Consider the following 23006-nt stretch of genomic DNA (forward strand, 5'->3'; position numbering starts at 1 on the left):
TTTTTCCGTACTAATTTTGTGTCTCAATACTGTCATGAAAGTCTATAATAATTAACAAACACATCGCTACTTTGTAACATTCTTGTAATTAGTGTGACAATAATACTTAAAAAGTCGGGTAAAATAATAACTAAATCATCAATTTTCTGTTATGGATTACATAAAACTATCATTTTTTACGGTGAATTTCTTAAAACTTCTATAATGTATAGTATATACTTCAGTTTTTCGGAAAAATCAAAGTCATCTTCGTTCCTTTTCCAAAAGTGCTATCAACTGTAATTGCACCATTGATTTGTTGTGCTAAAGAATTCGCAATATATAAACCTAATCCAGACCCACCGGTTTGTTGATTTCTAGAATTTTCAACGCGATACGTTCGTTTAAATATATAATTTAAATGTTCTTCTTTTATGCCTATACCTTCATCTTTCACAGAAATTGCTAATATCTGCTCGTTTTCTTCACATACATTAATAGTGATTACAGATGAAGGTCCAGAAAATTTAAGCGCATTATCTATAAAATTAGTAATAATACGTTCTAAAGCTATTTTATCTTGTTTAAATGGTTGTATTTCAGGGGCGATATTAACCTCAAAACGTCTGTTTTCTTTGATAATTAGTTGTTGATAAGATTCTAAAATAGGCATTAACAATTGATCCATGTTCATTTTTGATTTTTGGCGTTGAGCATTTAATGACATAACTCCTGTCAAATCATCAAACATTTGATTAAGTCTATCAGCTTGCCTAATCAACACTTGATAGGCCTCCTGTTGTGCAGATTCTGTATGAATTATATCGTCCTTCAAACCTTCTGAATATGACTTAATACTTGCAAGCGGCGTTTTAAGATCATGTGCTAGATTCTGTATCATACAAAGCTTTTCCTCTTGTTCAGCTTTAATTACATTCATTTGAGTTTCAACCTTGCTCGTCATTTGATTAAACGACTCGCTCAATGCCTTTAACTCTTTTGGAGATTTAATATTCAAATCATTTACTGCATAATTGCCTTTAGCAATTTCTGCAGTTTGTTCATTTAACTTTTCTATTTTATGAATCGTTGGCACAGAGAAAAATAAAGCGATGGTCATTGTCATTAAACTCGCAATAAATGAACTAACTGTTAACAAAATAGTTTGATGTGCATCAAACCACATCAATTTATATAAAACAAACACTAAAAATGTCGTTAAACCCAAAGAACCAATAAACGAATATATTAATTGTTTACGAATTGTCATTTAGACACTCCTTTGAAACTTGTAACCAAGTCCCCAAACCGTAGAAATTGTATAATCTTGGTAATGATGAGCTTCAAACTTTTCTCTAATACGGTGTATATGCACATTTAATGTATTAACATCTTCATAAAATTCATAACCCCAAACTTTTTCTATCAAATCTGTTTTAGAAATTGCTTCATCCTCATGTGTCGCAAAATACCATAAGAGTTCAAACTCTTTTATACGAAATGGTACTATCTGACCATTAATTTCTACTGTTTTCGTAACATTATTTAAATTTAACGCACCACACATCATATGCTCTTCATTTTTAGGTTCTACCGATACTCTATTCAATAAATTTTTAGCGCGTATCACAAGTTCTCTTGGACTGAATGGCTTTTTGACATAGTCATCTGCCCCTAACATAAGTCCATAAATCGTATCCGTTTCACTTGTCTTTGCAGTCAAATAAATATATGGAATGTCTAAATGTTGTGCTTTCATTTCCTGCACCACTTCATAACCATCCATTTCAGGCATCATAATATCAAGAATCATTAAATCTATATTTTTATCTAATAGTGCGATTGCTTCTTTTCCATTTTCTACTATTGTTACTTCATATCCTTCAAATTCAAAGTAAGTTTTACAAATTTCTCGTATATCCTTTTCATCATCCGCTATAAGCACGTGTGTCATCTTCATCATTCCTTAATTTTTTTCTTTTTATAAAATGATTCAAACTAATTGTTTTTAAAGTTTTTTTATTCATTAATAATATTATAAAGAAAAATAATTGAATTGGATACGTAAATATCATATCCGCTAAAATATAGTTCAACATGACAAATACGCCAAAAAAGCTAGCCGTATATGAAAACACACCTAAAATCAAACCTAGTCCTATTGCAATTTCTCCTAATTGAACCATCCACTTAAATAATTCAAGATGGTTCGCGATAATTGCATCGAAAAATGTTTTAAACCACTCTGGCGAATCTTGATTTTCTTTAATAACAGAAACTAATCCATCAATCGCAAAACCGCCCGTCAATTTTTCATATCCTTGGAATAACATATAAAATCCTGATCCTAAACGAACCATCAATAATAAAATTTTAGCTATCATTTGAAACCCACTCCTTACATAAATAAAGGGATGAAACAGAAATCAACATTTCAACATTTGATTTTGTAGTCTCATCCCATTTGTGTCCTATTAAATTATTTTGATTTTTTAATATTTTTACTGGTACATATTTACTATTTCAACATCGCCGAGCCGAAAGTAACATGCGCTTTATCACAGTATATCGTTACAGTATTATAGTCTTTTACGTTAACACCTTTTAGATCAAAAGATTGTTCTGATTTAGCGTAATCCACCATATCTATTTTTTTACCTTTTTTAATATCGCCGTCTTTAGTCAAATACACATGTAAATCTGGACCTTTCGATGAACTAAAGTCTTTCAACATTAATTTACCGTCTTTAATCATCGCCTTACCTTCTACTTTTTCTTTGTTTTCACCTTTAAACATGCCTTCTTTCATAACTTTTGCATTATCCATATCTTTATTTTCCATTTTCGATTCTGATTTTGTTTCTTCTTTCATACTGTCTTTTTTATCGTCCATGTTGTTACATGCGCCAAGTAATAAAGAAGTTGCAATTGTACCTGAAAGTAATAGTGTCTTGATTTTCATAATAAGTTCCTTCTTTCGTTTTAAGTTTTATAATTTACAACTCTTATATTAATGTCTGTGCAGCAGATATAACATTAACTGACTATTAACAATTCTTAACTAAGTCTTAACTTCCAATTCCTAATCGCTCTATATCAATCACATTAAGTGAATTTTCACCAACCACCTTATTTAATAAGTTTTATATCTGCACATTTATATGTAATGTTGTATTTAACTTGATTTGAAGGAGAATGCATATGAATAGACCAAAAAGAACTTGGAAATTATAAAAAAAAATATTCTTTGCTATTTCAGTCATTTTTCTCGTATTACTTTTCATGATAGTAACTGATTTAATCCCTTCCACATCGTTATTCAAAGCTATTGTACAAACTGTTTTTCCATTTTCATCTGTAGTTTGGATAATTCGAGAACATAAAGTGTGAGTGTCTTATTTATTATTGCTGGTATCTTTAATTTAATCAGCTATATTCAATTACTTTATTGTACCGGCACACTTATTTTATTTTTTAAAGCACAAAAAAGGGAGTGGGACAGAAATCCATTTCTCTAATAAAGATTTCGTTGTCCCACCCCGGCAAGGATGACTAGGGTTGAAATGTTTACCTGAGCTGAAGCTCATGCATAAGTCTCACTAACTTAATGAATTAAGCAGTGAGACTTTATATTTTCAATTCAGTCATCTACTGCCTAATTTGATAAGAGCCTGAGACATCTATTTATGTCCCAGGCTCCGTTTCTCTTTTATTTTGATAATGCAATTTTAATATGTTCCAAATGATGATTTTCGTGCCATGATAATTTTGCCACTTTAGTAGCTACACTAATTTCTCCGCTATCTTTAAGTGTAAAAGTTCTTTTGAGTTGATCTTCACTAAGGTTTTCACCTATTGCAACAATACGTTTATTGATACCTTCTAAAAGTCTAATTGAGCTTTCAATTGGAAGTTCACTATCTGGTAGCTTTGCCCATTCATCTTGAATAAACGGTGGAACCGTAGGATTATTATCTGTTAATGCGAGTTTTAATCGCTGGTACATATTAAGTTGTGAATCTGCAATATGGTGCACAAGTTGGCGTACATTCCAACTCCCTTCACGATATGTTTTAGCCAACTCATTGTCATCTAAGTAATCTACTATATTTCTCAATCGCTCAGTATACAGTGCTATATCTGATGTCCATTTACGAATATCTTCTAGCGTTACCTTGTCTGGAACTGACAACTCACCTATTGGAAATCTTACATCCATATTGATCACCTTACTTTTATTTATTTACTAGCATTTTAATTTTTATATAGTTATTATTCTCGCTTTCTAAGTTTAGTAAACATGCACAAATCAACCATTACTCAGGTATAACTAACATATTTTGATTGTCAAATTCCCACATGTCTCCAAATGCAACTTCCCAATAATAGCCATCTAAATCAGTGAAATATCCTCCATAACCTCCCCAGTCAAGTGCTTGTGCTGGCTTCACAATCGTTGCGCCAAACCTTTCAACATTACCTAAAATATCATCAACTTCTGATTTAGATTTAGCATTATATGCAAGTGTAATACCAATGAAACCACCCGTTGCAATTGTTGGTGGATTTTCAGGATTGATATCTTTTGCAAGCTCATTTATCGGAAATAATTCTAATTTTGTACCACTATTATTAAAAAAGACGATCGCTAAATTGTCATCAGTTTCCTTATTCGTCGTCTTAAAACCAATATTTTTATAAAACTGTAATGATGCTTTCAAATCTTTGACACCTAACGTAATTAAATTGATTCTATTCATACCAGTATCCCCCTTATATTTTAATTCCAAAGTATATGTAGATAATTGATCCTTACATTCTTGATTATATACTTCTCAATATTCAATGACTAATTATAGGTATAATTTTTCACTTTGTATTTTATGTCAATTTTTTCTATATTTAATTTTAAAATAACATCAAAAAATTCTTTAAAATAAACATCCTATGCCCAATGAATTACTATGTTATCTACCACTTTAATCATAAATACAAAATAATTTTGCAATAGTTTTAGAAGTCAGTAATATTCTTGTAATTTAAAAATATTTAAAAAATTGTTGCATAAATCAAAATAAAGTAATAAGATTTGTATACTAACTAACGAAAGGTAGGTAGGTAAATTGAAAATATTCAGTCTTTTACTAATGTACCCCCTGTTCATGTCTATTTTTTGGGTTATTGGTACTATTTTCTATGCACTATTTATCGAATTACGGTTAAAAAAACAACCAAATAGACACATTGGAGACCATGGTATCTCATTTCTAATTCCATGTTTCAATGAAGAAGAAACCATTAAAGAAACCATCGAAAGTGTTTTAAAATTAGAATTTCCCAACAAAGAAGTTATTGTAATCAATGATGGTAGTTCAGATCGTTCTGCAGAAGTTATTGAAACATTAAAAGAACATTTAAATTTTACTTTTGTCAATTTAACGGTAAATCAAGGCAAAGCAAATGCACTTAATGAGGGAATTAAATATGCAAAGTTCGACTATATCATGGGAATTGATGCTGATACTGTTGTTGACAATGATGCACCGTATTACATGATTGAAAATTTCTTGAATGACCCTGACCTTGCAGCAGTTACTGGGAATCCTAGGATTAGAAATAAAAGTTCAATTTTAGGCAAAATTCAAGCCGTAGAATATGCAAGCATGGTCGGAAGTATTAAAAGGGCTCAATCTATTACTGGCAAAATAAATACGATTTCAGGTGTATTTACTTTATTTAGAAAATCGGCAATTACACAAGTTAATAAGTGGGATATAGATATGATTACAGAAGACATTGCGATATCGTGGAAGTTTCATCTTTCCAATCTAAAGATTAAGTATGAACCTCGTGCACTATGTTGGATGCTTGTCCCAGAAACAGTAGGAGGGCTATGGAAACAACGCATTCGTTGGGCACAAGGTGGTCAAGAAGTATTGATTCGAGATTTCAAAAATGCAATTAAATCTAAGCATCCTGCTATCTACTTACTACTTTTCGAACAAATTTTTTCTTTAGTATGGATCTATTTAATTTTGTCTATACTTATTCTTTCGGTAATCAATATGAATTTCTTTGATTACTACTATATGGAATATCAATTTACAATTGTTATATTATCCGCGTTAATTTTAACGTTTATTAATATCATTCAATTCACAATTTCACTTTTTATAGATAGTCGTTATGAGAAAATTAATATTCTGACCGTATTTTTCTTAAGTTGGTATCCAACAATTTACTGGATAATCAACGCCTTAGTTGCGATTATTGCTTTTCCAAAAGCATTAAAGAGAAAGAAAGGAGTTTTTGCTACATGGTCCAGTCCAGACAGAGGCAATATCAAGCGTTAAAGTCACACCTTAATATTATTCGAGAAGGTATTATATTAATTTTTAGTTTTATGTTTTGGACTTATTGCAGTATCTCATTTGTATTAATTGGTGGTTCATTACTTCAAATAAACAGTTATCCAGTATTACTCATACGCACCATTCTCAATATTGAACTTGCCAGTATGCAGTATTTATTTGAAATTATGTTTATTTTTACGATAATCTCACTATTTATTTTTACAAGTAGCCTATTGATTTATAAATATAAAAACAAGGGTGCTCATCATGCTAATTAATATGAAGAAATTTTGTTTTATAATCACCTTGTTATTAATTGTTACGCTTCTTTCATCTACAAATGAATCACATGCGAAAGAAAATCAGCTTAAATTCGAAAAAAATAGTGCCCTTGCTTTAAATTATCATCGTGTCAGAGGTGACAGTATTTTAGATAAAATTCTCTACTACGGTTCTAATAGCAAAGAATTAAAAATGTATAGTGTTAGTGAAAAGAAATTCGAGCAACAAATTAAATGGCTTAAAGCACATGATGCACACTTTTTGACAGAAAAAGAATTATTACACTATAAAGCTCAAGGCAAGTTTCCACCAAGGAGTGTTTGGATTAATTTTGACGATATGGATACTTCTATTTATCAAAATGCGTTTCCAATTTTAAAAAAATATAACGTTCCTGCAACAGGTTTTGTGATTACAAGCAAGGTCGGCGCAAAAAATTATCATAACCTCAACTTAATTTCTTTCAAGCATTTAAAAATAATGAAAGAATCAGGATTGTGGGAATTTAGATCACATACTTCAAATCTGCATCGTTTAGAAAATAACAAATCTGCAATGGCTAAATCGTCACCTAAAAAATTAACTCAAGATATTAAACAAAGCAATCAGTATTTAAGAAATCATTTTGATGAAAACAATCAATCTATAGCCTATCCCTATGGTCAAATAGCATCTCAGAATATTCCACCTATTAAGAAATCGGGCATTAAATATGGTTATATTTTAGAAGATGCTGCAGTTACCCCCAATGCTGATAACTACTTAATTCCTAGAATACTCATAAATGATGACTCATTCGATGAATTAATACGCAATTGGAAAGGATTTAAAGATGAATAAATCTAAAACTGAACTCATTTACTTTAGAGCTATCATTTGTATGCTCATCATATTGACACATATTATTACACAGTATATGAACAATATTGATGATACTGACCTGAATGCATTAAAATTAGTCTATTATGTTCAAAATATTTTTATTTTTGGAACGCCTAGTTTCATTATACTATCGCAATTATTGACAACATTGAATTATAAAACAGTAAAAGTTAATTATTTGTGGACACGATTCAAATATATTTTCGTACCCTATTTACTCATCGGCTCGTTTTATTGTTATAGCGAGTCACTGAATACAAATAGTAGTTTTGTTCATCAATTTAAAGAAAATATATTGCTAGGTTACTGGTACGGTTACTTCATTATTGTCATTATGCAATTTTTCATTTTAAGTTACTTCATTTACAAAGTTTCACCTAAAATATTTAATAGTAAACTTATTTTACTTACTTCTTTATGTGTACAAGTTTCATTTTTATATTTTTTAAATCATTCAGAATCATTTGCACACTTTTTTCACAAGGTTTATCCCTTAAGTGAAAATACATTTATTCTTGGATGGGTGTTCTTCTTTTTCTTAGGTGGCTACATTGGTGCAAATTATAACCAAACAACTAATTTTTTGAAGCATTATTTATTTATTGTCTTATCACTTGCAATTATTGCTTATACATTCTTTGTGATTTTTACACACCATGATTATTGGAATGTAACGAGTTTCACATACACACTTGTTTTTTATCATACCTTTATGTTTTTATTACTACTTGGTATTTGCCTACATTTTAAAACATTATTGTATGGATCTATTAATTTAATTAGTACATTTTCATTTTTTATTTATTTACTACATCCGTTTATTTTAGATGCGCTATATAGTTATACTTCTGTATTTGAAAAATCAACAGTTATTTTCATAGCAATTTCACTATTATTCATCATCGGCTTATGCGTAGGTGTCGGCATATTTCTGCGTGAATTTTATATTTTCCGTTTCCTCATAGGAAAACAACCGTATAAATTAAATATATTTTTAAGTGAGTAACTATTAGCGATTAACTCGTAAGTACTCAAAGATAGTATGAACAATTCGTTCATACTATTTTTTTATTTATTTTGAGTTCCCCAGACTTTTTCCACTATCAAAATCCTTCACAGAGTTTTTACTTTTCATTTTTCATGCTTTATGAAATACTTTAAATAAGTTAATTAAATGCACAAGCATCAAATATTATGTCATCTTTATTATAAACAATTTCAACTCAAGTAAAATTCCCCTCATTAGAACATTGCAGAATGTACATTTCAATACATTAAGACTCATTTAATCTCGAATAAAAATAATCCAAATGATTTACTATTCAAAATTTAATATGATACTTTAGCACGAATTAACCATATGAACTAATTTTTTCAAAAACACATATTACACTATATTAATATAACTACTTTCATTTTATGAATGATTACTGTTATACTTAAAATAATTTATGTTTTGAATTAATTTTACATTTAACAATATTTGATATAGATGGAGGCTCAAATCTAAATTGACACTAGGAGTAAAACAACAAATTATTGAAAATGCCATCTCCTTATTTTCAGAAAATGGCTATGAAGGAACTACACTAAACCAAATTGCGAGCAGCGTTGACATTAAAAAAGCAAGTTTATACTATCATTATGCTAATAAAGAAGAGATTTATAGATCTTGTGTAAATACATGTATCAATTATTTTATTAATTTTATAGAAGAATCACATAATCATTCTGTTTATTCAGTTCAAAGTTTACACAAATTTCTTTTCGATTTTATTTTCAATATTGATGAAAAATACATTCGACTTTACTTACAACTTTCTTACGCACCATATCAATTTAAAGATGAATTTTTGGAACAAATTAAAAATATTCATTTGATATTAGATGCTAAAATTGCGAAATACTACAATAATATTGATTTTGATGTAAATAAAGAAGAGTTTACAACAATCATATTAATGTTTTTAGAGAGTTGGTATCTTAAGTGTTGTTTTATTCATAGATACGGTGTTTTGGAAAAGTTTAAGCCTTCTTTTGAAAATGAACTTTCCTCATTATTTAAAGCGATACACACAGTACCTTAAAATAATATTTCATAAGCCTATTTTCTTTAATAAACCTAAAGTTAAGACTTCCCTTAGACATACGACAGTCTTCACGATTAATACCCCTTTTAACCGCATAACAAAAGCAGGTTCATTCTTAAGCGAACCTGCTTTTTCATTAATATTCAATCGTCAAACTATTCTGTTTAAAATGGCTTTTGATTGAGCCACTGGCCTCCGTCAATTGTCATGCATGCACCATTAATAAAATTGGCATCTTTAGACATTAAAAAATATGCTAATCCTGCAATTTCTTCAGGTTGTCCCATTCTTCCAACAGGCACACTTTCAATAGTTTGTCTTTTGGCATCTTCAGATAGGCTTAATTTTCCTGAACCGCCTGTATTATCAATCGGACCAGGCGCTATTGCATTTACTGTTATACCGTATTTAGAACCCCATTCAACTGCTAGAGTTCGAGTCATTGAAAGTACCCCAGCTTTGGCACTCGCTGAATGGATGACACCAGCACCTGCGCCCCATGCATAAGTTGCAACCATATTAATAATGCGTCCCTGTTGACCATGCTCTATCCATGACTTGCCGACAGCTTGTGTACAATACCATGTACCATTTAACACAATATCAATTACTGAATTCCATCCATTATGCGATAAATCTTCGGCCGCACACAAAAAATTCCCTGCAGCATTATTTACCAATCCATCTATTTTCCCAAATACTTCAAGTGTGTGATTAACCATAAATTCTACACGTTCAACATCACGTACGTCCATATCTATACACAACACTTGATCCGTATATTGTTCAATCTCTCGTTTTGCTACTTCCAAACGTTCTAATGAACGACCAGTTATGACTACTTTTGCTTCAGCTTCAGCAAACCGCTTCGCCATCGCTTTTCCCATACCACTGCTACCACCAGTTACAATGATTACTTTATCTTTCATATGCATGCCCCTTTAATGAATAATTTCTAGCTAAACTATTCGGAATTCATTTGAAAACGCTTTCACTATATTATATCAAACTTTTAAAAATTTAGAATTTAAAAGCAGTTAATATATAATAAAAACTCCTCAATTTTAACTTGAGGAGTTTTTACGTTTACTATAATCGATAAATACTAAAGTTATTTTATAGTTTTACTATTTTTATTACATAAAGAGTTTAATCAAACTACCTAGCATTAATAGTACTAAAATTAGCATACAAACAAATTTTATTGTCATAAACTGCTTCTTCTCTTTTTCAATCTCTTTCCCTAAATCCTCTGCATTGAGTTCCTCTTCTATTTCTTGATTAATTCTTTTCAATTCATCATTATCATATTCTTTTTTACACATTTCAATACCTTCTTACCCTCTTTTTTGTAGCACTTATTATAACAAATAACTTTAATGTCTCAAAAACAAAATGACGATGTTAGTTTTGAAAACACTAATATTAGTGTTTTACCGTATTTCTTAATTTTCTTTCGTGCCAAAAGGAACATATTTCACCTTAGTATTTTCCGGAATACCTTCATATTGGTTAAATAATTTCTGGTATTTTGAACTTGTTGGTGTTGCATGATGAAGGTAATGTTCAAATGGCAATTTTTCCATAGTATATTCTTTTGATTTTGGATGTGCTTTAATATCTGTTTTTAATTGCGCAATTCTCGACTCATTTTCATGATGAATAAAATAAAATGCACTTAAATACATTAATGCAAACAATACAGTTGCTCCTATTAATCCTCTTATACTTATACGATGACATAATTCTAGTCTAGATATTAATATCACAAGTATAACGACATAAATGACATAAATTGTATAAAAATTTCGAGGACCGATTGGTGAAACGATAATCAATGGTGCACTCACGAAAATTATTGATCCAATTAAAAAGAACAGTGTATATTTAACTTCTTTTTCAAAAATCAATGTATGAATTGCTAAAATGAACGCACATAGAAATGCAAAACACACTATTGTATTTAAAATATTTGTAATTGTAATCATGTGTGCATTTTGTAATTCAAACTGGCGATATATTAAGAAATAATAAACGGGTAATAGTATCAAGCCGCTCACTATAAAATACTTTTTGACACCTTGTACACTGGTGTTTCGATAAATCATAAACAATAGTACTCCTATAATTAGCATAAGAATTACAATTTGATTAAAAAACAACCAGTCTGGCATCGTCGTCGTCAATGTTAAATAAACTTTATCTATTAAACCTGTATCACTTGAAACGTTTTGATAATCGCTACCTTCAAAAAATATTTTTCGATAATTTGGATTTAAAAACATTATAAGCGTCCCTGAAATCGACACAAGCATTCCAACTATAAACTTTGGATTCGCTTTTTTATATAAAATTATATGTAGTATAATCGCAACGAACAAAATCATAGTATTAAATAATGTAGTATTTTCCATAAAAAATTGTCCTACAAAACAAACCACATAAAAAACAATATTTAAAGTTGGTGATAATCTAGAATTTTTGAAAAGCACACTTACAATGTACCAAATAATAAATAAGGCACAGAAAGTTGCTGGCACATAATTATAAAAACCAGCAAACCAACCATAAGTTTGCTTATAAATTTCACTAGGTATCGTTAGCATTAGCACAAATGCTAACATGTAATTAACCTTATCATTTGAATGGTTCGAAAAACGACTAATAACCCATAATATCAAAGTACTCATTACTGCATAGGTCAACCATCTAAACCAATCTACTCGCACAGCGACAATTTCTAACATATTACCTAGATAGCGTCCATTTAAATTAGCAAATCGTTCTTGCAACATTTGAATGCCATATTGACTATACCAATCCCAGTCATCATGAGTTAATGGTGTGAAGATACCTATCAGTATATAAAATATAAATAAGCCAGCTATTATTAAATACGTTTTATTAATAGTTAACATTCTCATATGAAGAAACCTCACAATCTTGTAAATTGGTTTGACGTACAATATACAGTGGACGGTGCTTTACTTCGTAATAGATTCTACCAATATATTCACCAATAACTCCTAGTGAAGTCAGTTGAACGCCCCCTAAAAATAGCACTGCAAAAATAGTCGTAAAATACCCTGGGGTTGCTACGCCATAAGTCACTGTATATATAAAGTTATATAAAATATAGATAAAACTTAAACCGCATACCAATAACCCTAGATACAAAATCGCTCGAAGTGGTTTATTATTAAAAGAAATCAAACCATCTATACCATAATTTAATAATGTGCTAAATGACCACTTAGACTCACCTTCAGCACGTGCAACATTTTGATATTCGATAATTTTAGGTTCATACCCAATCCACGCAAACAATCCCTTAGAAAAACGATTATATTCTCCTAGATTCACAATTTCTTTAACTGCACGTTGACTTAATAATCTAAAGTCCCCTACACCATCAACTAAATCAACATCTACAATTTTGTTTATCACTTTATAATATAATTTAGAAACTGTCTTTCGTGCTATATTTTCACCTGTTCTATCTCTTTTCGCCACAACTTGATCTTCACCATTTCTAAAATGGGCAATCATTTTCGGTATTAGTGTTGGGGGATGTTGCAAGTCTCCATCTAAAATAACAGTGGCTTCTGCTTCTGTACTCGCTTGTAATCCCGCATACATTGCTGATTCTTTTCCAAAATTTCTCGAAAACGAAATATACTTTACTGCACTATCTTTCATTGCCATTTGCTTAATCATAGATAACGTACAATCTTTACTCCCGTCATCCACAAATAATAATTCATATTTATAATAATTCATATTTATAATTATTGATGTTACAGTCGTGTTGCATAATTTCTGTTAATTTAGCATAGGTTTGTTCAATTACAGATGCCTCATTAAAACATGGAATTAATAATCTAATCATAAACCAGAGTACTCCTCTTTTTAATATATATGTGTTTCTTTATTTTATATTATACAATACGAAAGTATAAATGTAGTATATATTTATACTATGTTCACAAAATAATTGTATCAATAATAGAAGTTATGGTTATATTTTTTTATTTATACGCATTTTAATAGATAAAAAACTTTATTTCTTAAATCATCTATCCGCATTTACTGATTCATCAGCTTTGCTACCTAACTCTTCGCTTTTTCACATCACTATTTAACACATGAAAAAGAGCCTTTGACATATAAATTCATGCCCAAGACTCTTGGATAGTTAAATTAATTTGATTTATCTTTCTTTGATTTAGATGCTGCCTCTTTTTTGCTTTCCGCTAATTTCTTTTCGTCTGCTTTTGGTGAATAATCTACATTTGTTGTATAATCATTGCCAGCATTCCACAGTAAGAATTCATTGATACCATGGTCTTTTAATGCTTGAATTTGTGCTTCTACGGCTCGTTTGTCATATGTCATATAATTACCTTCACCAAGATATTGTGCTGTGAAATCTTGCAACCACGGACGTGATTTAGGTTTTTGCTTACCTAGTTTATTCAATACTTCAGTCTCTTTATCTAAATACTTGTCCACAGCACCATACGGCTCTTTGTCAGGTGCATTATATCCAAAATCACCAGGACTCCAGTGTGATGGATAAATCATTGAAGAAATTGCATCAGTATTTTCAGCAATTTTAGGGAAACTTTGTCCGATACCTGGAGCTTCTTCCACCATTGCTGAATAACCAAATACGTCCGCTGAAATTTCCACACCATATGGTTTCAACTCTTTACGTGCTGTTTTTAAAAATTGAGTAATTGTATCTACACGTTGATCAACATCACTTAATTTACTATTTTTATAATCACCCTTATCATACGACAAACTGCTTTCTACATTTTCGAAGGCTTCAGGGAATCTTACATAATCATATTGTATATCTTTAAAACCAGCTTTTGCTGCTTCTTTGGAAACATCAATATTATATTTCCACACTTTTTTATTAAATGGATTCACAAATTTATCTCCGCCATCACTTTCCCACACAGAACCATCTGACTCTTTAAATGACCATTCTGGATGATTTTCAGCTAAATTTTTATCTTTAAAAGTAACAATTCTAGCAATTGGATAGATATTTTTCTCTTTCATTTTCTTAAGCAAAGGTTTCGCATCTACTAAATCTAACGTGTTTTTATCAATTTCCTCTTTACCTGTATTAAAATTGACAGTAATATTCCCGCTGTCATCCTTTACATCAATAACCATAGCGTTCAAATCCGTATCATCAATAAATTTTGTGAGTTCATTAAACTTTTCACCATTTGTTGAATTTGCACTTACATAAATCCCCTTCACGCCATCTTTAGGATACTTAATAGACTTATTATTTTTAGTTTCTTGTTCTGCCTGTTTATTATGACTTTCCTCTTTATTACTTTTTTTAGTATCACTATTAGAACAAGCAGTTATAACTAATGTACTAGCCAGGAGTGCTGATACAACCCATTTCCCTTTCATTTACATTCTCCCCCTAAATTTATATTTAATCCCTTACATTTAATACTTCTATTTAAGTGTACGTGTCACAATTAATATTGCAAGCATTGTTTTATCTAAAAACTTTTATTTGTACAAGGCATTATAGAATACATATAAAACACCTTGTTCTTTCATCGTGCGCGCACAGTGCCGTAAGACAACCCGATGACTGACCTCTATTCAAAATTAATTATTCAACTTCCACATTTCAATAATTTTAGCAAAACAATGTTAATGCCCAATTAAAAAGACCTAACTGTTTTAAGTAAATAGGTGAGATATGGTTATACCAACTTTATCAGCCTATTCCTAAAATTAACTTCATATAGCTATCTGCCTCTTTTAATTGAATTATTTATCTATATCAATTATTCAACACATAATATATTCATATTCAAATATACCAATGTGTTGTAAAATTTATATAATTACTTACTATCATTCTTAGATTAGGGGGGTGATTAAAATCGCATTCGGCGCAGAAACAATTTTGTTAAAGCAGAATAAAGTTATACGCAATTTTTATCAACATTACGCACTAACTGAAGATACTGCACTAAGTTACCAAGCACTTCAAATTACAAACCACCGCACATTCACTAATCTTTTAAAGGTAGGTGTCATCGTTGAAGTCAATCAAACTTATTATCTTTCAGAAAGTAAGTGGCATGATTTTAAACGTTCAGTAAGACGCTTCTTCTTAATTTAAATCTAAAATTTTAAATGAGGCTGGAACTAATAAAATTGTTCCAGCCTCTTGCTATTTTGTAAGTCACATATTGATGCTTCTATAGCTTACTTTTTATTTAAATTTTACTGCCATCTTAAACTATTTTCTTCCTAATTTTTCCAGAAACAAAGTCAATAAGTGCCACCATAATAACCAAACCAATTAATATGATGCCTACTCTATCCCACGATCTTGTTTGAAGCGCAAAGATTAAAGGTGTACCAATACCACCTGCACCAATCAAACCTAATATAGATGCCGAACGTAAGTTTAATTCAAAACGATATAAAACCAACGATAAGAATGATGGTAAAATTTGTGGAATGACCGCAAATACTAACGTCGTAATCTTATTCGCACCACTTGCTTTTAAAGATTCTGTTGCAGTTAAATCTAAATTTTCAATATCCTCTGCGAACAATTTCCCCAACATACCAACTGAATGAATCCCTAATGCTAATACACCTGAAAATGATCCTGGTCCTACAGCTTTGATAAAAATTAAGGCCATTACAATTTCTGGAAACACACGAATGACGCTAAGCAAAAATTTACTTGTTCCAGAAACTGGCTTAAATTTCACAATATTTTTGGCACCTAAAAATGCAAAAGGAATACACACAATTGCAGCGATGAATGTACCAATCACTGCGATGGCAAAGGTTTCTAACAAACCTCGAAGTAAATCTTCCCCACCTTTATTGTAAACAAAACCAAAATCTGGATGAATCAGCCCACTAAAAATAGAACCTAATATGTCCATAGATTTCGATTTAATCTCTAATGCTGTCATACCAGCAAATGCCCAAATTAGTACGATTAACACAACAACAGAGATAACAACGCGTGTAATCACTTGCTTATTCTGCTTATTGCTTTTCAATGCATCATATTTTGTCATATCTGTCATGTTAATTTCTCCCTCACTTTCGAGCTGATTAAATCAATTACTACCACAATGACTAATGTGAAGATAATAATCATAGCCGTGCGGTCATATTGAAACAGCCCTAGCGTTTGGTCGTAATACAGACCAATACCACCTGCACCAACTAATCCTAATACGGCAGCTGCTCTAATATTAATTTCAAATGCGAATAACACGTACGAAAAGAACGAGGCTAATGCTTGTGGTACAACACCAAAGATAATCCATTTAATACGATTCGCACCAACAGCAGTCATCGCTTCCAATGGACCACGTTCAATACTTTCTAAAGATTCATAAAGTAATTTTCCAACAATACTAATTGTGAGAATCATTACTGCTAAAACACCTGGAATTTGACCAATTCCAAACACCGCAACGAAAACGGCCGCAATCAGTAATTCAGGAATTGTACGTACAATATTTAAAATTAATCTCATAGGTACCGATATCCATTTAGACTGCGCAATATTATGTGCACACAGTAACGCTACAGGTACCGCGATAATCGAACCGATAAATGTACCAACAATCGCCATGCGTATCGTATCAATCATAGGCTGTAATATGTCACTTAGGTATGACCAATCTGGCGGGAACATAGCTGTAAACAATTCCCCGATTTGTGGAATACCTATAAACAAATCAGTGATACTGAAACCTGTGTAAATAAAACTCCAAATAACCAAAAACAAAATTAACAACATTGAAAAGAGTGTCTTTTGGGATAACTTACGTGTTAAATATTGATCAAATGATTTTTCTGGTGCTGCCATTTAATCCACCCCTAACTTCTCATCCGCACTGATAGAACGACCGTAAATCTCACTAAATGCTTCATCTGTTGCTTCTTCAACTGGACCATCAAACACAAGTTTACCGGCGCGTAATCCAATAATTCTTGTCCCATATTCACGTGCTAAATCCACGAAATGGAGATTGATAATAATCGTAATCCCTAATTCTTTATTAATTCTTTTTAAATCATCCATAACTTGTTTTGTTGTAAGTGGATCTAGGGAAGCTACCGGCTCATCGGCTAATATAATAGAAGATTCTTGGCACAACGCACGTGCGATTGAAATACGTTGTTGTTGGCCTCCAGATAATTCATCTGAACGTGCATTATGTTTTTCTAAAATATTCACACGTTCTAATGCTTCTAAAGCTTTAATTTTGTCTTCTTTTGGAAATAAACCCAAGACCATTTTCCAAGTTGGATGATATCCTACACGTCCACTCAAAACATTACGCATAACTGACGAACGCTTTACTAGGTTAAAATGTTGGAAAATCATGCCAATATTACGTCGCATTTCTAATAACTTTTTACCGCTCGCTTTTGTAATCGATTCCCCTTCAATAGTAATATCTCCAGAAGTAATATCATGCAATCTATTCACAGAGCGTAATAACGTAGATTTTCCAGCACCAGATAACCCTACAATTACTGCAAAATCACCCTTCTCAATATTTAAATTAATATCATCTAAACCAACATGTCCGTTGTCATAAACTTTTTTTACATTTTTGAATTCAATTTGGCTCATTTTCTAACACCCTTCTCATACAAAGAAAAGCTAGCTCAATTTGAGCGTAGCTTTTAATTTTTAAATATACTTACGAATCTTGTTCAATAGAGTCCGGGACATAAATAAACTTCTCGGACTCATTTTCAATTAGGCAGTAGATGACTGAATTGAAAATGCGCTTATATCAAGCTTTTTTCAACTCTAGTCATCCTTGCCGGGGTAGGACTACGAAATCTTTATTAGAAAATTCGCTTTCTGTCCCACTCCCTATTTTAGGTCCTTAACTTTTTTATCGTATTCTCTTACTTGATCAAAGTTAGAGTCTTTACTATCTGTATATCCTTCATGTGAGTATACTTCACTGATAATTTTGTGACCTTTTTTAGTTTTTGAAATGTCTTTAAATGCTTTTTTAAGTTTATCTCTCCACTTGTTATCCATGTCAGATCTTACAGAGATTGTATCGTTTGGTATTTTTTCAGTAAGTTTTAAAATTTTAGTTTCGTCAAAAACTTTAGGTTCATCTTTTTTAACAATATTACGTGCATCTTGGAATACTGCCGCTGCATCAACATCACCATTCATTAATGAGATAATTGCTTGGTCGTGACCTTTAACATTAACAACTTTCATATCTTTGTTAGGGTTAATGCCTTCTTTATCCATATCAACAACTGGATACGTGTAACCTGCAGTAGATGTTACATCTTGTAATGCAATTTTTTTATCTTTTAAATCTTTAATGCTCTTAATACCTGAATCTTTTTTCACAAGAATTTCTGATTTATAATTGTCTACTAATTTATCACTATTAGAACCGTCTTTATTCACACCAAAACGTTGTGCTTGTAATAACACGTCTGCTGCCTTTTGGTCATGTGCCAATGTATATGCAGTTGGTGGTAAGAAACCTACATCTACTTTTTTAGATTTCATTGCTTCTACAATTGTATTGTAGTTTGTAGATACTGAAACTTTAACTGGAATATCTAGTTCTTTTGATAATAATTTTTCTAAAGGTTTCGCTTTAGCTTCTAATTTATCTGCATTTTGAGAAGGTACAAATTGTACTGTTAACTCTTCTGGTTTATAATCTTTCTTCTTGCTATCGCCATCTTTACCACTATCTAACGAACTGCCTTTGCCCCCACATGCTGCTAACAATAACGTCACTGCAACAACTAACACCATTATTGATTTAATTGACTTAAATCTTTTCATAAAAATAATAGCTCCTTCCAATATATGTATAAATTTCACATGTTACTTACAAAATTAATGTTATCATATAATTCTTATATAAATTATTTAATTAAAGTAAAAATGGTAAGCGTTTTGTTAAACTTTATTCATTTTTTAAGACGCTCTTAAGTTTGTGTAAATATTTACTGTTAACCTGTGCAATTTTTAATTTTAAATTATAATGGAAAAGAAAATGTTTCCATCTTTATTTTCCAAATGATTGATACATAAATAAAAATCAAATTTAGAGGAGTTACTTTTAATGAAAAAATCATATCGACTATTATCTAGCCTTTTAATTACTTCAGCCATTACTTTAATAAGTGTAAGTACAATGCAAGCTGCAGAGGAATCTGCACCAACCATCGGACAAAATCAAAACGGTGAAGTACTATTTGACAATACACATGGCCAAACAGCAGGTGCAGCGGACTGGGTCATTGATGGTGGCTTCTCAGACTATGCCAACAGTATTGCGCAACAAGGCTATCAAGTGAAAGAATTACGTGGTGAGTCTAACATTACTCCCGAGGCATTAAGTGGTAAAAAAATGCTCGTTATTCCTGAAGCGAACATTCCTTTCAAACAAACCGAGCAACAAGCAATGGTAGATTATGTGAAACAAGGCGGTAATATTGTATTTATCGCAGACCATTACAATGCAGATCGGAATTTAAATCGTATCGATTCTTCAGAAGCAATGAATGGTTATCGTCGAGGTGCTTTTGCAGATATCACAAAAGATATGTCTAAAGATGAAAAATCATCTAAAGCAATGCAAGGTGTAAAGAGTTCAGACTGGTTATCAGATAATTTCGGTATCCGATTCAGATATAATGCTTTAGGAGATATGAATACAACGAATCTTGTTAAAGGGAAAGACGGTTTAGGTATCACTGACAATGTGTCATCATTGTCTATTCACGCCGGATCAACACTTGCGATTACAAATCCAGAACTAGCAAAAGGGATTGCCTATGCGCCAGATAATTTAGACCAGTCAAAAAAATGGTCACATGCCGTTGACCAAGGTGTGTATGCTGGCGGAGGAAAAGATGAAGGCCCTTATGCTGCTGTTTCAAAAGTCGGTAAAGGTAAAGCTGCATTTATTGGTGATTCTTCATTAGTAGAAGATAGTTCTCCAAAATATAAGCGTGAAGATACTGGACAATCGAAGAAAACATATGATGGCTTTAAAGAAGAAAATAACGGACAATTTTTACAAAATTTAACAAAATGGTTGAACAAATCAGATGACAGTCAATCGATTAAAGATATGGGCGTTACTTTAGACAGCAAGACACCATTAAAAGATTTCGAAGTCCCTGCAAATTCAACTGAAACACAAGCAGAGCCATGGAGTCAACCAAGACCAAATTATAAGTGGTATGATCGTTCAACATTTGCTGCAGGTAGCTATGGTTCAGAGAAACAAGGAAATACAGGTGGTAGCGGCGACGGAAATACAGGTGGCGATACAAATACTCCAACTGATCAAGGTGGCAGCTCAGGTACCATACAAAATGTAGCTTTTGAACTTCCTGAACATTTAAAATCTGGTGAAGCTTTCAAAGTAAATGTGAATATTAAATCAAATCAGTCTACTAGCACATTAAAAGATTTAAAATTAGGTATTTATACTGAAAACGGTACACAAATCGGTCAATTTTCGTCAGATGGTAAAAACTTTAGCCCTGCAGGTTATAGCGATAGTCAAACAGTGAAGACAGACGGATCTGGAAATGCTACTTTAACGCTTTCTGCTAAAATTATTAAAGATCAACATGGTCAAGCCAATATTAGAATAAAACAAGGTAAAAAAGCGTTAAATACACAAACTATTACAATTGACTAAGGAGGCCCATATGACTGAGCTCGTATTCTATGTCGTTAGCGATGTACATGGCTATATTTTTCCAACAGACTATCAACAAGCACACCAGTCATTACCTATGGGACTATTGCAAGCGAAACAAACAATAGATCTAGACCGCTTGCAACATGACCACACTTTATTAATAGACAATGGTGATTTCTTACAAGGCTCTCCATTCTGTTCATTCTTGTCGTCACATTTAAATAGTAGTCAACCACTTACCGACATTTATAACGATATGGGGTTTGATGTGGGAATCATTGGCAATCATGAATTCAATTTCGGTATGCGTTATCTAAAAGATACTTTGCAACAATTGAATTATCCCGTGCTTTGTGAAAATATTTTAATAAATGACCAACCTTTTACAGGTGAAGGCGTCACATATATCAAAAAAGCCGGCGTACAAATTGGTGTTATTGGCTTAACCACACAATTTATACCCAATTGGGAACAACCACAACATATTAAAAATCTTACCTTTGAAAGTGCAAAACAAGGATTACAACGTGTACTACCTAAAGTCAGACAGCAAGCTGATATCGTTGTAGTCTGTTATCATGGTGGTTTTGAAAAAGATATTCACACAGGCGCTTCAACTGAATTACTCACTGGAGAAAATGAAGGCTATGACTTACTCACTGAATTTGAAGGCATCGATGTACTCATTACTGGTCATCAACACCAAACCATTGCCGAAGTGATAAACGGTATACCTGTCATACAACCAGGTACAAAAGGTCAACATGTCGGTAAGATTACTTTAGATATCACCGAATCATCTGTGTCTAACATGGACAAAGTTGGCGCTCATCATGCTACAAATAAGCATGTTGTCCGTCATGCAAAAAGCGAATTACTGCCTGTAACTGGCAAACATCCATTAATTTTAACAGATGTGCAAAAATCATTAGAAAGTGATGTCGAAAATTGGTTAGATACGAAAATTGCTACATTAAACCAACCAATGTGTATTGATGACCATTTTGAAGCACGCAAGCAGCCTCACCCGTTTATCAATTTATTGAATTATATTTTATTAGAAGCATCGGGGGCAGATATTTCAAGCACAGCATTATTTGACACAGCCACTGGTTTCGATAGAACTGTGACAATGCGAGATGTGATTAACAACTATCCATTCCCTAATACGTTTAATGTATTAGCTATGACCGGCCATGAAATAAAGGCATCTATTGAAAAATCTGCCGCTTATTTCGATTTTGAAAATGGCGAAGTGATTGTCAGTCCTACTTCAATCAAACCAAAACCACAACATTTTAATTATGATATGTATGGTGGTATTTATTATGAAATTCATGTAAATGCGCCCGTTGGTGATCGTGTTAAAAACATCTTGTTTAAGGGCGAACCTATGGACATGTCCGCTACTTACACTATTGTACTTAATAACTATCGTGCCGTTGGTGGAGGCGGTTATACAATGTTCAGTTCCGACAAAATCGTCAAAGACATTCAGGTAGAGGGCGCACAACTTATTATTGATTACTTAGCACAACATCCAGATGTCAATGTGCCTAATGTTACAGATTTCAAAGTACTGAAATAAACTTGGACAATTTTCTGGAAAGAAGACATCCTGCAATATTAAAAAGACATCAAATCTTCGATGAAAGTCGAAAATTGAT

Annotated in this window: 22 protein-coding genes and 1 pseudogene; 8 read left to right on the forward strand and 15 right to left on the reverse strand. The window is 31.8% G+C overall.

From position 1 onward, the window contains the following. Positions 1–220: 220 nt before the first annotated feature. From BJS11_RS04285 to BJS11_RS04310, 6 genes are all read right to left on the reverse strand, one after another. The gene (locus BJS11_RS04285; RefSeq protein WP_069995484.1) at positions 221–1249 is read right to left on the reverse strand and encodes a sensor histidine kinase; all 1029 of its coding nucleotides are present in this window, start codon (positions 1247–1249) and stop codon (positions 221–223) included. Beyond that, the gene (locus BJS11_RS04290) at positions 1250–1933 is read right to left on the reverse strand and encodes a response regulator transcription factor (protein ID WP_069995483.1); all 684 of its coding nucleotides are present in this window, start codon (positions 1931–1933) and stop codon (positions 1250–1252) included. Then, on the reverse strand, positions 1908–2360 hold the full coding sequence (locus tag BJS11_RS04295) for a DoxX family membrane protein (protein WP_245167072.1): 453 nt from the start codon (positions 2358–2360) through the stop codon (positions 1908–1910). Before BJS11_RS04295 ends, BJS11_RS04290 begins: the two co-directional genes overlap by 26 nt. 137 nt (positions 2361–2497) lie before the next feature. Continuing rightward, positions 2498–2941, reverse strand: a complete 444-nt coding sequence (locus BJS11_RS04300; RefSeq protein WP_069995481.1) for a DM13 domain-containing protein — start codon at positions 2939–2941, stop codon at positions 2498–2500. Positions 2942–3688: 747 nt separating this feature from the next. Continuing rightward, positions 3689–4198 (reverse strand): YfiT family bacillithiol transferase, encoded by a 510-nt coding sequence (locus tag BJS11_RS04305; protein ID WP_069995480.1) that lies wholly within the window; start codon positions 4196–4198, stop codon positions 3689–3691. 97 nt (positions 4199–4295) lie between these two features. Continuing rightward, the gene (locus tag BJS11_RS04310; RefSeq protein ID WP_069995479.1) at positions 4296–4739 is read right to left on the reverse strand and encodes a VOC family protein; all 444 of its coding nucleotides are present in this window, start codon (positions 4737–4739) and stop codon (positions 4296–4298) included. Between the two features lie 363 nt (positions 4740–5102). Here BJS11_RS04310 and icaA point away from each other — a divergent pair, with 363 nt between their 5' ends. The 5 genes from icaA to BJS11_RS04335 all read left to right on the forward strand — a co-directional run bounded on the left by icaA (position 5103) and on the right by BJS11_RS04335 (position 9583). Beyond that, entirely contained in the window at positions 5103–6332 is a 1230-nt protein-coding gene (gene icaA, locus BJS11_RS04315) for a poly-beta-1,6 N-acetyl-D-glucosamine synthase IcaA (protein ID WP_069995478.1), read from the forward strand. A gap of 50 nt (positions 6333–6382) precedes the next feature. Then, positions 6383–6610 (forward strand): hypothetical protein, encoded by a 228-nt coding sequence (locus tag BJS11_RS14220; RefSeq protein WP_512700707.1) that lies wholly within the window; start codon positions 6383–6385, stop codon positions 6608–6610. After that, a complete protein-coding gene (icaB, locus tag BJS11_RS04325) occupies positions 6606–7454 on the forward strand; it encodes an intercellular adhesin biosynthesis polysaccharide N-deacetylase (protein ID WP_374699933.1) in 849 nt (282 codons plus the stop codon). The genes BJS11_RS14220 and icaB overlap by 5 nt, the downstream gene beginning before the upstream one ends. Next, the gene (gene icaC / locus BJS11_RS04330) at positions 7447–8502 is read left to right on the forward strand and encodes a polysaccharide intercellular adhesin biosynthesis/export protein IcaC (protein ID WP_069995475.1); all 1056 of its coding nucleotides are present in this window, start codon (positions 7447–7449) and stop codon (positions 8500–8502) included. The genes icaB and icaC overlap by 8 nt, the downstream gene beginning before the upstream one ends. 505 nt (positions 8503–9007) lie before the next feature. Further along, positions 9008–9583, forward strand: a complete 576-nt coding sequence (locus BJS11_RS04335; RefSeq protein ID WP_069995474.1) for a TetR/AcrR family transcriptional regulator — start codon at positions 9008–9010, stop codon at positions 9581–9583. Positions 9584–9750: 167 nt separating this feature from the next. Here the strand turns inward: BJS11_RS04335 and fadH are convergent, their stop codons facing one another. The 5 genes and pseudogenes from fadH to BJS11_RS04360 all read right to left on the reverse strand — a co-directional run bounded on the left by fadH (position 9751) and on the right by BJS11_RS04360 (position 15028). Next, the gene (gene fadH, locus BJS11_RS04340; RefSeq protein ID WP_069995473.1) at positions 9751–10515 is read right to left on the reverse strand and encodes a 2,4-dienoyl-CoA reductase; all 765 of its coding nucleotides are present in this window, start codon (positions 10513–10515) and stop codon (positions 9751–9753) included. 207 nt (positions 10516–10722) lie between these two features. Then, on the reverse strand, positions 10723–10911 hold the full coding sequence (locus BJS11_RS04345) for a hypothetical protein (protein ID WP_069995472.1): 189 nt from the start codon (positions 10909–10911) through the stop codon (positions 10723–10725). A 120-nt stretch (positions 10912–11031) separates the two neighbouring features. Then, positions 11032–12510: a DUF6056 family protein gene (locus BJS11_RS04350; protein WP_069995471.1), complete on the reverse strand. Its 1479-nt coding sequence runs from the start codon at positions 12508–12510 to the stop codon at positions 11032–11034. Further along, positions 12491–13475 (reverse strand): annotated as a pseudogene (locus BJS11_RS04355) (glycosyltransferase family 2 protein). Before BJS11_RS04355 ends, BJS11_RS04350 begins: the two are co-directional and overlap by 20 nt. Before the next feature lie 311 nt (positions 13476–13786). Next, positions 13787–15028, reverse strand: a complete 1242-nt coding sequence (locus BJS11_RS04360; RefSeq protein WP_069995470.1) for a putative glycoside hydrolase — start codon at positions 15026–15028, stop codon at positions 13787–13789. Positions 15029–15506: 478 nt separating this feature from the next. On the opposite strand from BJS11_RS04360, the gene BJS11_RS04365 reads away from it, so the two are divergent. Next, positions 15507–15758, forward strand: a complete 252-nt coding sequence (locus BJS11_RS04365; RefSeq protein ID WP_069995469.1) for a hypothetical protein — start codon at positions 15507–15509, stop codon at positions 15756–15758. A 115-nt stretch (positions 15759–15873) separates the two neighbouring features. Here BJS11_RS04365 and phnE (BJS11_RS04370) read toward each other — a convergent pair whose 3' ends face one another. From phnE (BJS11_RS04370) to BJS11_RS04385, 4 genes are all read right to left on the reverse strand, one after another. Then, positions 15874–16689: a phosphonate ABC transporter, permease protein PhnE gene (gene phnE / locus BJS11_RS04370; protein WP_069995468.1), complete on the reverse strand. Its 816-nt coding sequence runs from the start codon at positions 16687–16689 to the stop codon at positions 15874–15876. After that, complete coding sequence (phnE, locus tag BJS11_RS04375; protein WP_069995467.1) at positions 16686–17483, reverse strand: phosphonate ABC transporter, permease protein PhnE; 798 nt, start codon at positions 17481–17483, stop codon at positions 16686–16688. Before phnE (BJS11_RS04375) ends, phnE (BJS11_RS04370) begins: the two co-directional genes overlap by 4 nt. Further along, positions 17484–18257: a phosphonate ABC transporter ATP-binding protein gene (gene phnC / locus BJS11_RS04380; protein WP_069995466.1), complete on the reverse strand. Its 774-nt coding sequence runs from the start codon at positions 18255–18257 to the stop codon at positions 17484–17486. It abuts the gene before it with no gap. A 249-nt stretch (positions 18258–18506) separates the two neighbouring features. Continuing rightward, the gene (locus BJS11_RS04385; RefSeq protein ID WP_374699931.1) at positions 18507–19430 is read right to left on the reverse strand and encodes a phosphate/phosphite/phosphonate ABC transporter substrate-binding protein; all 924 of its coding nucleotides are present in this window, start codon (positions 19428–19430) and stop codon (positions 18507–18509) included. Positions 19431–19743: 313 nt separating this feature from the next. Here BJS11_RS04385 and BJS11_RS04390 point away from each other — a divergent pair, with 313 nt between their 5' ends. Beyond that, a complete protein-coding gene (locus BJS11_RS04390; protein ID WP_069995464.1) occupies positions 19744–21336 on the forward strand; it encodes a DNA-binding protein in 1593 nt (530 codons plus the stop codon). A gap of 10 nt (positions 21337–21346) precedes the next feature. After that, a complete protein-coding gene (locus BJS11_RS04395; RefSeq protein ID WP_069995463.1) occupies positions 21347–22927 on the forward strand; it encodes a bifunctional metallophosphatase/5'-nucleotidase in 1581 nt (526 codons plus the stop codon). Positions 22928–23006: the final 79 nt, after the last annotated feature.

The sequence above is a fragment of the Staphylococcus caeli genome (assembly GCF_900097965.1).
GTDB classification, from domain to species: Bacteria; Bacillota; Bacilli; order Staphylococcales; family Staphylococcaceae; genus Staphylococcus; species Staphylococcus caeli.